The sequence below is a fragment of the Streptomyces sp. NPDC006798 genome, from assembly GCF_040635975.1.
Lineage (GTDB): Bacteria > Actinomycetota > Actinomycetes > Streptomycetales > Streptomycetaceae > Streptomyces.
Genome location: NZ_JBEYIS010000016.1, coordinates 1 through 13,935 on the forward strand (window position 1 = coordinate 1; position 13,935 = coordinate 13,935).

At 74.1% G+C, this 13,935-nt stretch carries 11 protein-coding genes; 7 read left to right on the plus strand and 4 right to left on the minus strand.

What is annotated here, in order from left to right; genetic code table 11:
• Positions 1 to 319: 319 nt before the first annotated feature.
• Together ABZ714_RS13445 and ABZ714_RS13450 are read right to left on the minus strand one after the other, a co-directional pair.
• Complete coding sequence (locus ABZ714_RS13445) at positions 320 to 1,096, minus strand: sugar phosphate isomerase/epimerase (protein WP_358825446.1); 777 nt, start codon at positions 1,094 to 1,096, stop codon at positions 320 to 322.
• Between the two features lie 149 nt (positions 1,097 to 1,245).
• Positions 1,246 to 2,187, minus strand: a complete 942-nt coding sequence (locus ABZ714_RS13450) for a Ppx/GppA phosphatase family protein (RefSeq protein WP_358825337.1) — start codon at positions 2,185 to 2,187, stop codon at positions 1,246 to 1,248.
• A 41-nt stretch (positions 2,188 to 2,228) separates the two neighbouring features.
• Between ABZ714_RS13450 and ABZ714_RS13455 the strand changes: the two genes are divergently transcribed.
• Entirely contained in the window at positions 2,229 to 3,044 is an 816-nt protein-coding gene (locus tag ABZ714_RS13455; RefSeq protein WP_358825338.1) for a hypothetical protein, read from the plus strand.
• 26 nt (positions 3,045 to 3,070) lie between these two features.
• Here the strand turns inward: ABZ714_RS13455 and ABZ714_RS13460 are convergent, their stop codons facing one another.
• Positions 3,071 to 5,311, minus strand: a complete 2,241-nt coding sequence (locus tag ABZ714_RS13460; RefSeq protein ID WP_358825339.1) for a hypothetical protein — start codon at positions 5,309 to 5,311, stop codon at positions 3,071 to 3,073.
• Positions 5,312 to 5,616: 305 nt separating this feature from the next.
• Between ABZ714_RS13460 and radA the strand changes: the two genes are divergently transcribed.
• Together radA and disA are read left to right on the plus strand one after the other, a co-directional pair.
• On the plus strand, positions 5,617 to 7,050 hold the full coding sequence (gene radA / locus ABZ714_RS13465) for a DNA repair protein RadA (protein ID WP_358825340.1): 1,434 nt from the start codon (positions 5,617 to 5,619) through the stop codon (positions 7,048 to 7,050).
• A gap of 256 nt (positions 7,051 to 7,306) precedes the next feature.
• The gene (gene disA, locus ABZ714_RS13470) at positions 7,307 to 8,455 is read left to right on the plus strand and encodes a DNA integrity scanning diadenylate cyclase DisA (protein WP_358825341.1); all 1,149 of its coding nucleotides are present in this window, start codon (positions 7,307 to 7,309) and stop codon (positions 8,453 to 8,455) included.
• Between the two features lie 226 nt (positions 8,456 to 8,681).
• Here disA and ABZ714_RS13475 read toward each other — a convergent pair whose 3' ends face one another.
• Positions 8,682 to 9,503: a hypothetical protein gene (locus tag ABZ714_RS13475; RefSeq protein ID WP_358825342.1), complete on the minus strand. Its 822-nt coding sequence runs from the start codon at positions 9,501 to 9,503 to the stop codon at positions 8,682 to 8,684.
• 215 nt (positions 9,504 to 9,718) lie between these two features.
• Between ABZ714_RS13475 and ABZ714_RS13480 the strand changes: the two genes are divergently transcribed.
• The 4 genes from ABZ714_RS13480 (at position 9,719) to ABZ714_RS13495 (ending at position 13,935) form a co-directional block, all read left to right on the plus strand.
• The gene (locus ABZ714_RS13480; RefSeq protein WP_358825343.1) at positions 9,719 to 10,363 is read left to right on the plus strand and encodes a phosphatase PAP2 family protein; all 645 of its coding nucleotides are present in this window, start codon (positions 9,719 to 9,721) and stop codon (positions 10,361 to 10,363) included.
• 567 nt (positions 10,364 to 10,930) lie between these two features.
• A complete protein-coding gene (locus ABZ714_RS13485; RefSeq protein WP_358825344.1) occupies positions 10,931 to 11,866 on the plus strand; it encodes an A/G-specific adenine glycosylase in 936 nt (311 codons plus the stop codon).
• A gap of 402 nt (positions 11,867 to 12,268) precedes the next feature.
• Entirely contained in the window at positions 12,269 to 12,985 is a 717-nt protein-coding gene (locus tag ABZ714_RS13490; protein WP_358825345.1) for a SigE family RNA polymerase sigma factor, read from the plus strand.
• Positions 12,973 to 13,935 carry a hypothetical protein gene (locus ABZ714_RS13495; protein ID WP_358825346.1) on the plus strand — a complete coding sequence of 321 codons (963 nt, stop codon included), beginning with the start codon at positions 12,973 to 12,975 and terminating at the stop codon, positions 13,933 to 13,935. Before ABZ714_RS13490 ends, ABZ714_RS13495 begins: the two co-directional genes overlap by 13 nt.

The window sequence follows — 13,935 nt, forward strand, 5'->3', positions numbered from 1 at the left end:
ACCACCCGGGCCGTCCGCGACGGCGACACCTATGTCCTCGAGCCCCGCGCCCCTGACGGGGCCCGTCCTCTTACGAGGTCGGAGAGGGGGAGAGCATTTAGGGGCGCGGGGAACTGCGCGACCAGCCGCAGGCGGTCCGCAGGCCGCCGACAACCCGCGGTTGTCGGGCGCGGCCCGGGTAGTTCGGGGCGATGCCCAGGAGGGCCGGGGCGCTGGGGATCCCCCCATCGCCGAAGGCACAGGGGGCGGAACCGCGCGACCAGCCCACGACGGGCCGCGGTCGAAACACCTCCGGACGAGGCACTGCCCCCCCGTGGCGCTACCCGACCGCAGGGGTCAGGTGGAGGCGGGTGAAGGCGAGGGCCTCCGCGAGGTCGGACTCGCGTTCCGCGGAGGACATGGCGCGGCGGGTGTTCACCTCGATCACCACATGGCCGTCGAAGCCGGTGCGGGCCAGGCGTCCGAGGAGTTCGGCGCAGGGCTGGTCGCCGCGGCCGGGGACGAGGTGCTCGTCCTTGGCGGAGCCCTTGCCGTCGGCGAGGTGGACGTGGCCCAGGCGGTCGCCCATCCGGTCCACCATCGCCAGGGCGTCGGTGCGGGCCGTCGCCGTATGGGACAGGTCGACGGTGAAGTGGCGGTAGTCGTCTTTGGTGACGTCCCATTCGGGGGCGTAGGCGAGCATCTCGCGGTCGCGGTACCGCCACGGGTACATGTTCTCGACGGCGAACCGGACGTCGGTCTCGTCCGCCATCCGCCAGACGCCCGTCACGAAATCGCGGGCGTACTGCCGCTGCCAGCGGAACGGGGGGTGGACGACGACCGTCGATGCGCCCAGCCGCTCGGCGGCGGACCGGGCCTTGTCCAGCTTGACCCACGGGTCGGTGGACCAGACCCGCTGGGTGATCAGCAGGCAGGGCGCGTGGACCGCGTGGATCGGTACGGAGTGGTAGTCGGAGAGTCCGCGGAGCGCCTCGACGTCCTGGCTGACGGGGTCCGTCCAGACCATCACCTCGACGCCGTCGTAGCCCAGCCGGGCGGCGATCTCGAAGGCGGTGGCGGTGGACTCCGGGTAGACGGAGGCGGTGGAGAGCAGCACTTTGGGGGTGGGGCGGCTCCCGCCGAAGCGTGCGGCCCGGGTGCTTGTCGCTGCCTGTGGCGCTGAATCTTCCACGGGGACAGGGTACGGGGCGCGGGGGCGGGGGCGGCCGGGCCACCCCCGCGTCGTCCGTGGTGGGGCAGGGCCCGTCAGCGGGCTGTCGGGGACGGCAGGTGGTCGAGGCGGCGGAGGATGACGCCCTCGCGGAGGGCCCAGGGGCAGATCTCCACTTCCTGGGCGCCGAAGAGGTCCATGGCGCCTTCCGCGACCAGGGCTCCGGCGAGGAGCTGACGGGCGCGGCCGGTGGAGACGCCGGGGAGGTCGGCGCGTTCGGCGGCCGTCATCGCGGCCAGTTTGGGGACCCAGTCCTGGAGGTCCTTGTGGCTGAGTTCCCGCTGGACGTACAGGCCCTCGGCGTCCCGGGCGGCGCCCGCGATCCGGGCGAGCTGTTTGAAGGTCTTGGATGTGGCGACGATGTGGTCGGGGCGTCCGAAGCGGCTGAACTCGCCCACCGTACGGGCGATCTCGGCGCGGACGTGGCGGCGCAGTGCCCGTACGGCTTCCGCGTCCGGCGGGTCGCCGGGGAGCATTCCGGCGGTGAGCCGGCCCGCGCCCAGGGGCAGGGAGACGGCCGCGTCGGGCTCCTCGTCGATGCCGTACGCGATCTCCAGGGATCCGCCGCCGATGTCGAGTACCAGCAGCTTTCCGGCGGACCAGCCGAACCAGCGGCGGGCGGCGAGGAAGGTGAGTCGGGCCTCCTCCGCGCCGGTGACGACCTCCAGGGCGACCCCGGTCTCCGCCTTGACGCGGCCGAGGACGTGGTCGGCGTTGCTGGCCTCGCGGACGGCGGAGGTGGCGAAGGCGATGACTTCCTCGCAGCCCTGGTCCTCGGCCGCTTCCATGGCCCGGCCGATGGTGCCGATCAGGCGCTCTATCCCGGCGATGCCGATCGCGCCGTCCGCGTCGAGGAGTTCGGCGAGGCGCAGTTCCGCCTTGTGGGAGTGGGCGGGCAGGGGGCGGGCGCCGGGGTGGGCGTCCACCACCAGCAGGTGCACTGTGTTCGAACCGACGTCGAGGACTCCGAGTCTCATGAGTACGAACGCTACTGCGGTTGCGGACATACCCTTGACCTGTGCCAAAGACGAAAAAGGCGAAGCCGGGCAAAGCAGAGCGCTCCACGGCCCCGGACCCGACCCCGCGTGACGAGGTCGGAGTGGACTTTCCGCGGGCCTGGGTGGAGTTTCCCGACCCCGCGGACGACGAGCAGGTCTTCCGTTGTGATCTGACCTGGCTGACCTCGCGCTGGTCCTGTGTCTTCGGCAGCGGCTGCCAGGGCATCCAGGCCGGGCGCGCCGACGACGGCTGCTGCACCCTGGGCGCGCACTTCTCCGACGAGGAGGACGAGGAGCGGGTCGCGGGGCATGTGGCCAGGCTCACGCCGGATGTGTGGCAGTTCCACGACGTGGGGACGGACACCGGCTGGGTGGAGGTCGACGAGGACGACGGCGCGCGGCAGACCCGCAGGTGGAAGGGGTCGTGTGTGTTCCAGAACCGGCCCGGGTTCGCCGGGGGCGCGGGCTGCGCGCTGCACATCCTGGCCCTGAAGGAGGGGCGGGAGCCGCTGGAGACCAAGCCGGACGTCTGCTGGCAGTTGCCGGTGCGGAGGTCGTACGACTGGATCGAGCGGCCCGACGACACCAAGGTGCTGCAGATCTCGATCGGCGAGTACGACCGGCGTGGCTGGGGTCCCGGCGGTCATGATCTGCACTGGTGGTGTACGTCGGCGCGGTCGGCGCACGGCGCGGGCGAGCCGGTGTACGTGTCGTACCGGGCGGAGCTGACGGAGCTGATGGGCAAGGAGGCGTACGACGCGCTGGTCGGCCTCTGCGAGCAGCGGCTGGCTTCGCAGCTTCCGCTGCTGGCGCCGCATCCGGCGGACCCCGTCTGACCTCCTTTTTCGCGGTTTCGTACGGCTCAGGGTGCGGGCTGGGGCCCTCCGCCGTCGTCGCCCGATGGCGCCGGTGACGGGTCCGGGTCCGTCGGGCTCGGGGTCGGTGACGGATCCATCGACGGCGTCGGCGACGGCGTCGGCTCGGTCGGGGTGGGGCTCGGGGTCGGCGACGGCGTGGGCGAGGGGGTCGGGGCCGGGGTCGGCGAGCCGGTCGGGTGTGCCGGGCGGGGCGGCAGCGGTGGCGTACGGCCGCCGCCCTCGATCCTCAGTACGGCTCCGGCCGGGTCGATCCGCAGATAGGCGCGCCACGGTCCGAGGGGTTCGCGGTCCCGGTCGACGGTGACCAGGACGGTGACGGACTGGCCGGGGCGGAGGGTGCCCGACGCCCGGTTCGGCAGCAGCCAGCGGGCTCCGGTCCTGACCGTCCAGTCGACGGGGGCGCCGCCGGAGGCGGTGAGCGTCAGCCGGGTCGTGTCGCCGTACGCCCTGGCGGTGACGCCGAGCCTGCCCGGGGCGGGCGCGCCGGGCCTGGCCCGGGGGACGGTACCGGTACTCACCACCTCGACGGTGACTCCGGGGTGTCCGGCGGAGCCGGTGGGGGCGGCGCTGCCGGTGTGCTCGTACCGGTCGTAGGGGTCGTGCCGGTCGCCGGGGTGTTCCGTACCGGTGTCGGCGCCGCCGTTCCCGGGGTCCTCGGTGGTGACGGCGGGCCCGGCGCCGGATTGGCCGGTGGCGGGGGCGCTCCGGTAGGCCGCCCAGAAGGCGAGGACGGGCGCCGCGAGGACGGTGGCGACGACCGTGGTGGTGACGGCGCGGGCCCGCAGCCGCTCGCGGCGGGCCGCGTGGTCCTTGGGGTCGAGGGGGAAGCCGCCGGGCCCGAAGCGGGGCGTACCGGCCCGGGTGCGCCCGGCGCGCGCGGCGCTCATCGCGGCGTACGCGGCCGGGCGCTCGCACCGGACCAGTGGCAGGCCCGCCGGGGCCGGGGCGGATCCCGGCCAGGGGCCGAGGGCTTCGACGCGTTCGGCGGCGGCCCGGCAGCGGGGGCAGTCGTCGACGTGGCGGACGAGTTCGGTGCGGAGGGCGGCGGAGATCAGGACCCGGTCGTCGGCGCCGAGCCGGGCGACTGCGGGGCAGTCGCCGCGGCCGACGACGGCGAGGGCGGCCCGGGTGCGTTCGAGTTCGCAGACGGCGGTGGCGAGGAGGTCGCGGGCGTTTGCGGGGTCGAGGGAGAGGACGGCGGCGATGTCCTGGGTGGCCAGACCGTGGCGGACGGCGAGTTCCAGGGCCTCGCGCTGTTCGGGGGTGGTTCCGGCGGCCTCGGGCCAGGCGAGCAGCGCCAACTGGTCCCGGCGGCCGTCGGCGGGCGGGTGCGGGGTTCCGGTCGTGGCGGGTTCCTGGGGGCGTACGGGCGGATGCGCGCGCACCGGCGGGGGCGCGGGGGCGTGCGTGGGGCGGCGGCGGCCGGTGTGCGCGCCGGGGCGGGTACGGCGCTGTTCGACGAGACGGCGACGGCAGGTCCAGCGGGCGAGCGCGTAGAGCCACGCCCGGCGGCCGGGGCGGGCGGTGGTGTGCTCGACGGGGGCGCGGCCGTGGTGGCGTTCCGCGACGGCGAGGACGTCGCCGAGGGCGGCGGTGGCGGCGTCGTGGTCGCAGAGCACGGAGAGGCAGTAGGTGAAGAGGCCGTCGAGATAGGGCTCGTACCGCTCGTACCGCCGCTCGTACCGGTCCGGCCGCCCGGGGCCGGGGTTCGGCGCGGGGGCCGAGTCCGGCGCGGAGGCTGATTCCGGCGCGGGGGCCGCTGATGCCGGGACACCTGCGCCGGAGGTCCGGAGGACCCGGCCCGCCGGGCGGCCGGGGGCGGAGGGGGCGACCGGTCCGGCCTGCGCGGCAGGGCCCTGGTCCGGCCCTGCCGGTGGGTACGGCTCCGTCGCGCCCGCGCCCGCGCCTCCGGCGGGGGCGGTGGGGCCGGACGGCCGCTCCGCCTGCCCCGAAGGCCCGGCCGACCCGATGGCGCCCGGCCCGAGGCCGGAGCCCACGGGGCCGGGGCCGTCCCATTCCTCCGGCCGGACCGGGCCCGCCGCGCCCGGGCCCCGGACGGGGTCGTCGGCGCCGGAAACCGGCCGGGGCCCGGCGGGGGCGGGCTGGCCGTGGCGGGCCGCACCGGCGGGGGCGCCGGGTGGGTGGGGGTCGTGGCGGCGCGGCCGGTGCGGGACGGCGGTGTGCGGGGTGCGGGAGGTCGGCTCCGGCCGGCTGCTGCTCGTCACCCGGCGACCGTAGGCACCCGAAGCATGCCCTTCTCGCCACTTTCCCGCTTTTCATTCTTACGGGTGAGTAGTTCGCTCAAAAGGGGACACCAATCTTTCGATCCGCCCCCAATTGAGCCGCTTCGGAGCCGTTCGCGCCCCGGGCCTGAAGTGGCTCCGGCCCCGGCCCGCGCGCCGGAGCCGCCGGAGTTACCGGAAGGGACGGCCGGGCGGGGCGGGTGGGATGGGTGGGATGGGTGGGACGGGTGGGGTCGGCGCGGAGGACGGCGGGGCCGGTTGTCGGTGGCGGGGGCTACGGTTTCCCCATGGCTGCCCGTACCAAGTCCGCTAAGGACCGTCCGTCCTACCGCTGTACCGAATGCGGCTGGACGACCGTGAAGTGGCTCGGCCGCTGCCCCGAATGCCAGGCGTGGGGCACGGTCGAGGAGTACGGCGCGCCCGCCGTACGGACCACCGCCGCCGGGCGGGTCTCCAGCCCCGCGCTGCCGATCGCCCAGGTCGACGGGCGGCAGGCGACCGCCCGTACGACCGGGGTGGCCGAGCTGGACCGGGTGCTGGGCGGCGGTCTCGTGCCCGGGGCCGTGGTGCTGCTCGCGGGCGAGCCCGGTGTCGGCAAGTCGACCCTGCTGCTGGACGTCGCCGCCAAGGCGGCGGGCCCGGAGCACCGGACGCTCTATGTGACGGGCGAGGAGTCCGCGAGCCAGGTCCGGCTGCGCGCGGACCGGATCAACGCGCTGAGCGAGCATCTCTATCTCGCCGCCGAGACCGATCTCTCCGCCGTCCTCGGCCATCTGGACGAGGTGAAGCCGTCGCTGCTGATCATGGACTCCGTGCAGACGGTCGCCTCGCCCGAGATCGAGGGCGCGCCGGGCGGGATGGCGCAGGTCCGGGAGGTCGCGGGCGCCCTGATCCGGGCCTCGAAGGAGCGGGGCATGTCGACCCTCCTGGTCGGCCATGTCACCAAGGACGGCGCGATCGCCGGTCCCCGGCTGCTGGAGCACCTGGTGGACGTGGTGCTCCACTTCGAGGGCGACCGGCATGCCAGGCTGCGGCTGGTACGGGGCGTCAAGAACCGCTACGGGGCGACGGACGAGGTCGGCTGCTTCGAGCTGCACGACGAGGGCATCACCGGTCTCGCCGACCCCTCCGGCCTGTTTCTGACCCGCCGTGACGAGCCGGTTCCCGGCACCTGTCTGACGGTCACGCTGGAGGGCCGCCGCCCGCTGGTGGCCGAGGTGCAGGCGCTCACCGTGGACTCGCAGATCCCCTCGCCCCGGCGGACCACGTCCGGTCTGGAGACCTCCCGGGTCTCGATGATGCTGGCCGTGCTGGAACAGCGCGGCCGGATCAGCGCCCTGGGGAAGCGGGACATCTACAGCGCCACCGTCGGCGGGGTACGGCTCTCCGAGCCCGCCGCCGATCTGGCGGTCGCCCTGGCGCTGGCGTCGGCCGCGAGCGACACCCCGCTGCCGAAGAACCTGGTGGCGATCGGCGAGGTCGGCCTGGCGGGTGAGGTCCGCCGGGTGACGGGGGTGCAGCGGCGGCTCGCCGAGGCGCACCGGCTCGGCTTCACCCACGCCCTGGTGCCCACCGACCCCGGCAAGGTGCCCGCGGGTATGACGGTGACCGAGGTGGCGAACATGGGGGACGCGCTGCGGGTCCTGCCGCGCGGCCGCCGCCGGAGCGACGCGCCGAAGGGCGGCGGTACGGGCGGCGGACCGGAGAACGCGCCCTGGTAACCCGGCAGCGGGAGCCGGACCGCCCCGGTGACCGGCGAAAACGCGATGGCCGAGCCGTCGGCGAACGGCCCACGGGCCGTGGCCGGGCCGGTTCACCGGACGTGTGCACCGGGCCCGTGAGCGGTCGTCGTGGAGCTTTCGGCGGGCGGTGTGACGGCGCCCGGCGCACAGAGGGCGCGGACAGCCCACGGGGCGCGGAGACGCGCCGGTAGACTTTGCCCTGGTCTCGCCCATCCGTACGAGCCGGAGGAGTGCAGTGGCAGCCAACGACCGGGCAGCAGCACCCGGAAAGTCCGGCGCGGGCTCCGGTACCGAGGGGCAGATCCGCGCCGCCCTCAGCTCCGTCGCGCCCGGTACCGGTCTCCGCGACGGCCTGGAGCGCATCCTCCGCGGCAACACCGGCGGCCTGATCGTCCTCGGGATGGACAAGACGGTCGACTCGATGTGTACCGGCGGCTTCGTCCTGGACGTGGAGTTCACCGCGACCCGGCTGCGCGAGCTGTGCAAGCTGGACGGCGCGCTCATCCTCGACAAGGACATCACCAAGATCCTCCGCGCCGGGGTGCAGCTCGTCCCGGACGCCTCGATCCCCACGGAGGAGACCGGCACCCGGCACCGTACCGCCGACCGGGTCTCCAAGCAGTGCGGCTTCCCCGTCGTCTCGGTCTCCCAGTCGATGCGGCTGATCGCGTTGTACGTGGACGGCGAGCGGCGGGTGCTGGAGGAGTCCGCGGCGATCCTGTCCCGGGCGAACCAGGCGCTGGCGACCCTGGAGCGGTACAAGCTCCGCCTCGACGAGGTCGCGGGCACCCTGTCGGCGCTGGAGATCGAGGACCTGGTCACGGTCCGGGACGTCACGGCCGTGGCGCAGCGGCTGGAGATGGTCCGCCGGATCGCCACCGAGATCGCGGAGTACGTGGTCGAGCTGGGTACGGACGGGCGGCTGCTCACCCTCCAGCTGGACGAGCTGATCGCGGGCGTGGAGCCCGAGCGGGAGCTGGTGGTCCGGGACTACGTCCCCGAGGCCACGTCCCCCAGGGCCATGGCGTCGAAGAGCGGGCGGCCCCGTACGGTCGAGGACGCGCTGGCCGAACTCGACGCGCTCAGCCATCCCGAGCTGCTCGAGCTGGCCAATGTGGCGCGGGCCCTCGGCTACAGCGGCTCGCCCGAGACTCTGGACTCCGCGGTATCGCCGCGCGGTTACCGGCTGCTGGCGAAGGTGCCGAGACTGCCCGGGGCGATCATCGAACGGCTGGTGGAGCACTTCGGCGGGCTGCAGAAGCTGCTCGCGGCCAGCGTCGACGACCTCCAGACCGTCGACGGCGTCGGCGAGGCGCGGGCGCGGAGCGTCCGGGAGGGGCTTTCGCGGCTGGCGGAGTCCTCGATCCTGGAGCGGTACGTCTGACCCACGGGGTTACGGGAACGGGGGCGGGGCCGTCGCGACACGGCCCCGCCCCCGTTCCCGTACCTCCGGTACATCTGCCCGGCCCGCCCGGGGCCGGGCCGGGCCGGGCGGGTGAGCCGTCGAGGCCACGGCCCCTAAGACGACCTGCGGACCTCTGCGAGGCGCGTGCCCCGGGGTCCCTCGCCTTGGCCTCGCCCCGGAGAGGCGAACCGAGCCACAAAAAAGATCAATCCTTGGCGAGGACGAATGATGCCGGGCTGACGGTCTCGCCGGGGAACTTCGCCTCCAGGAGGTACGTACCGGCGCCGACCTTGGCCGGGGCGGCGGTGGAGCAGTGGCCGGTGCTGCGGGAGCGGTCCCACTCGTAGGTGTGGGTGATGGTGGTGTTGGCCGGGACGCGCAGGAGCAGGCTGGCCCGGTCGCGCGGGCAGTCGTTGGACGACCAGATCCGCTCGTCGTCGGCGTCCGTGACCGTCAGAACGGCCGAGGACCGGCCGAGGTCGACCTTGCAGTCGCCGCTCGACGAGTTGACGGCCTTCAGCCGGAAGCCGGGCTTCTCGCCGAGCGGATAGGTCAGCTTGGTGGGCTCCAGGCTCAACTTGAGGGTGTCCGTGGAGCAGTTCGGCAGGTTGGAGCCGACGGCGACGGGGCGGCCTTCCGAGCCGCCGGAGCTCCCGGATCCGCCGGCGCCGCCGGTGCCCTGGCTCGTACCGCCGTCGTCCGTTCCGGTCCCGCCGGTGCCGTCGGTGCCCTCGGAGGAGCCGCCGGTGGCGTCGCCGCCGGAGGAGTCCCCGCCGTCGCCGGTCTCGTCCCGCCCGCCGGGCTGCTGGCTGATCGCCGGACCGGACGGTTTGGGGCCCGGGGTGATCGAAGACGCGGGCGGGGAACTCTTGTTGGCCCCGTCGGTCTTGTCGTCGTCTCCCCCGCCCGACGTCAGCATCCAGACGACGACCAGCAGGGCGAGCACGGCCATCGCCAGCGCCACCGCCCTCCGTCGCCAGTAGATGGAGGAGGGAAGCGGCCCGATCGGATTGCGCAGAGATCCCACGGGGCAACTCTACGAGAGGACGGGCCCAACTCCCGTCCCACCCGCCGCACTCGTCCGAAGTTCTACGGATCATCATCCCGGAATCGGCCCCGGGGGCCCTCGCGGCGGCGCCCCGGAGGAGCAACGGGCCCGGTGGGGACCCCCTACTTTCGTCGGGGTCGGCTCATGCCGATCGCCTGAGGGCCGGGGCGGGCGGACTCGATACGTTCGCCCGTATGGACAGTTCTCTCACCCGCGGTCTGTACCGCGACATCACCGATCTCGCCCAGGACTCTCCCGGCTGGCTCCAGCACCTCGCCGAGTTGTGGACGGAGGCCGGGCTGCTGCTGTTCGGGGCGCTCTTCGTGGTCGCCTGGTGGCGGGCGCGGGTCGCGGACGCGCGGGCCCTCGCCGTCGCCGTACTGGCGCCGCTCGCGACGGCCGTGGGCTATGTCGTGAGCGAGTCCCTGAAGACCGTCTTCGACGAGGAGCGGCCCTGCCGGACCGTCGAGGACGCGGCGGCGTCGCTCGTGGCGTGCCCGCCGACCGGGGACTGGTCGTTTCCCAGCAACCACGCGTCCATAGCGGGCGCGGCGGCGGTGGCGCTGGTACTGGCATGGCCCCGGATCGCGGCGCTCGTCGTCCCGATGGCGCTGCTGATGGGCTTCTCCCGGGTCTTCGTCGGGGTCCACTACCCGCACGACGTGGCGGTGGGGCTGGTTCTGGGCGCGGTGGTCGCGGCGGTCGTGATGACGGGCGCGGCGCGGGCGGTGACGGGGTTGGCGACGACGGTACGGGCCGGTACCCCGGGGGTCTTCACCCGGCTCGCGGGCCCGGGCCCGGGCCCGGAGGCGCGGGTGCGCGGCAGCCACCGCGCGTAGCGCCGTATGGCCTCGGGCCCCGTGCTCCGTGCTCCGTGCTCCGGAGCGCCGCGCCCTCCGGGTGGGAGGGGTAGTGCTCCCTCCGGAGGTGTTCCGACCGCGCGCCGTCGGCGGCCGTTCGCGCAGTTCCCCGCGCCCCTGGTTGCCCACCTCCTGGCCCCTTCAAGGGCAACGCCCTCGCAGTGCCACCTCTGGAAGTCTTCCGACCGCACGCCGTCGTGGGACGTTCGCGCAGTTCCCCGCGCCCCTGGTTGCCCACCTGACCGTCCCTCCGGGGAGACGGGCCCTCCGAGGCCGGGAACCCTTTCAGGGGCGCGGGGAACTGCGCGAACGGCCAGCCACGGTCCGCAGACCGCCGACAGCATCAGGGCGCCGGGCTTATCCCGGGCTCAGGGGCCCGGGGTCGTGGACGCGGCCCGTAGGCCGGGGGCGGCGCGGGAGGCGGGGGCGCGTGGACCAGTTGGGGCAAGGGACTGCGCCACACGGCCGGACGGGCTCCACCGCTTAGCCGACGGCCCGGGGCGGCTGCGGTGGGCCTCCTCGTGGACGTGTCAGGATCGACGGGCCATGACTGACACGACGACTGCCCCCGCCCCCGCCGCCGGGATCGCCGGCGAGCCTTCCGCATCCGATGCCGCTTCCCTTCACAGCCCGGTGATCTCGTGGTTCGACGACCACGCCCGCGATCTGCCCTGGCGCCGCCCGGAGGCGGGTGCGTGGGGTGTGATGGTCTCCGAGTTCATGCTGCAGCAGACGCCCGTCAACCGGGTGCTGCCGGTCTACGAGCAGTGGCTGGCCCGCTGGCCCCGGCCCGCCGATCTCGCCGCCGAGCCCTCGGGTGAGGCGGTCCGCGCCTGGGGCCGGCTCGGCTATCCGCGCCGCGCGTTGCGGCTGCACGGGGCCGCGCAGGCGATAGCGGAGCGGCACGGCGGCGATGTTCCGAGCGATCACGCCCAGCTGCTGGCGTTGCCGGGGATCGGCGAGTACACGGCCGCGGCCGTGGCGTCGTTCGCGTACGGCCAGCGGCACGCGGTGCTGGATACCAATGTGCGCCGGGTCTTCGCCCGGGCGTCGACCGGGATCCAGTATCCGCCGACGGCGACGACCGCGGCCGAGCGGAAGCTGGCCAGGGCACTGCTGCCGGACGACGACGAGACCGCCGCCAAGTGGGCCGCCGCGTCGATGGAGCTGGGCGCGTTGGTGTGTACGGCGCGCGGCGAGGACTGCGGGCGCTGTCCGATCGCCGCGCAGTGCGCCTGGCGGCTCGCCGGGAAGCCCGCGCATCAGGGTGCGGCCCGGCGGGGTCAGACATATGCCGGTACGGACCGTCAGGTGCGGGGAAAGCTGCTCGCGGTGTTGCGGGCGTCCCGTGAACCGGTGTCGCGGGCGGCGCTGGACCGGGTCTGGCACGAGCCGGTGCAGCGGGCCCGCGCGTTGGACGGGCTGGTCGCGGACGGGCTGGTCGAGCCGCTGGACAACGGTCAGTACCGGCTGCCGGGCTGATCGTCTCCACCGGCTTCACCGGCCTCGGAGCAGGCACCGAGCTGTCCCCGAAACAGTCACCGAGCGGCGCACGGTCATCGGTGAACGTAACGTCCGCCGTATCGCCCCTACCTCCGGGGCATTCCATCCCGAACTACGACAGAACACCCCCGGATTGACCTCTCCGTCAAGAGGAGTCGACCTCCGTTCCCCATCCGCCCGGCGTCGAAACATCCGCTGTTACACAACCGATGGACGGCCGTGCGTCCGCCGTCGGGTGTACACGACAGTGCCGTGACAAGCGCTCCGTAACTTCTGTCTCACAAGGACCGGCAGGGACGGGAAGCGCCGAGCGACACGGGTCGCCAGGGGCGGGATCCGCGGTGGCGTTCGGTTCACGGACACGGGGTGGAGGCGGTCGGGATGACGGTACAGGGCGAGGTGCTCGGCTTCGAGGAGTACGTACGAACCCGGCAGGAGGCGTTGCTGCGCAGCGCCCGCCGCCTGGTGCCGGACCCGGTCGACGCCCAGGACCTGCTGCAGACCGCCCTCGTACGGACCTACGGCCGCTGGGACGGCATCGCCGACAAGTCGCTGGCCGATGCCTATCTGCGCCGGGTGATGATCAATACCCGGACGGAGTGGTGGCGGGCCCGCAAGCTGGACGAGGTGCCCACGGAGCAGCTTCCGGACGCCTCGGTGGACGACGGTTCCGAACAGCGCGCCGACCGGGCCCTGCTGATGGACGTGCTGAAGGTGCTGGCGCCGAAGCAGCGCAGTGTCGTGGTGCTGCGGCACTGGGAGCAGATGAGTACCGAGGAGACGGCTGCCGCGCTCGGCATGTCGACCGGTACGGTAAAAAGCACCCTGCACCGCGCGCTCGCCCGGCTCCGCCAGGAGTTGGAGAGCCGGGCGCAGGAGTGCGAGGACCTTCAGCTCGGCGAGCGGGCCCTGCGGGCGGTGCGTTCCGGCGGTGGCCGGGTCGCCGGGCCCGATGGAGCCGGCGTGCCCGCCGCGCCCCGGTCCGCCCGCGATCTGACCGACCGCGGGGACCTGGCGCACGGGTCGGTACGGACGCGGGACCGGGTGGGACGACAGCGGCGGCAGGACGGACGGGGGCAGGAGCGGTGCGCGGCCTGACGGGCGGACGCGACGGCGGCAGGCGGACGGCGAGCGGAACGGCGATGGCCGGGCTCGCCGTCCTCGGCGTGTTCGCGGCGGGGTGCTCGACGGGCGGTACCGGGCTGCGGGACGACGGTCCGGCGACGGGTGAGGCGGGCCGGGCGACCGGCTCCGCCACTCCGTCGGCGCCCGCGTCCCCGGGGCCGGTCTCGCCGGGCGCCGCGGCGGGGGCCAAGCGGCCCGATCCGCTGAAGCTGCTGCGGAAGGACCCCGAGGTCGACCCGGAGATCAAGGCGGCGCTGAAGCCGTGCGTGGAGGGCGGTCCGTATCCGGTCGACACGGCCTTCGGGCATCTCACCGGCGGTACCGCGCCCGATGTCGTGGTCAATGTGGCGACCTGCGACGACAGCATCGCCCTCGCCTCGTACGTCTACCGGCTCGAAGGCTCCGGTTACCGGAACGTCTTCATCCGGGAGGAGCCCGCGGTCTTCTCCGCGATCGACCGGGGCGATCTCGTCGTCACCCAGCAGATCTACGAGAAGGACGACCCGACCGCGACGACGGCCGAGGAGGTGCTGACGTACCGCTGGACCGCCGGTACGGACGGCGGCGGCCGGTTCGTCGAGACGCACTGGACCCGTACGCAGTACCGCAGCCTGCCCGCGGAGGACGGGGAGGCCTACTCCCCGACCTTCGAGGGCGATACCGAGCCCGAAGCCGAGCCCGGCGGAGGCCGGGGCGGGGTGTCCGGCGGGATCCGGTCCGGTTCCCTCCCGTCCGGACCGGCCTCCGGAAGCGCCTCCGGTACGACCGGTTCGGCTGCCCGCGGTGCTTCCGGTTCGGTTTCCGGTACGGCCTCCGGCGGCGGGCTCGCCGTCGCCGTGGACCGGTTCTACGCCGTTCCTTCCCCCGTCCTGCCCGCCGCCCTGGCCGTCCCGCCCGGCACGGGCGCGCGCCGAGAGAGCTGA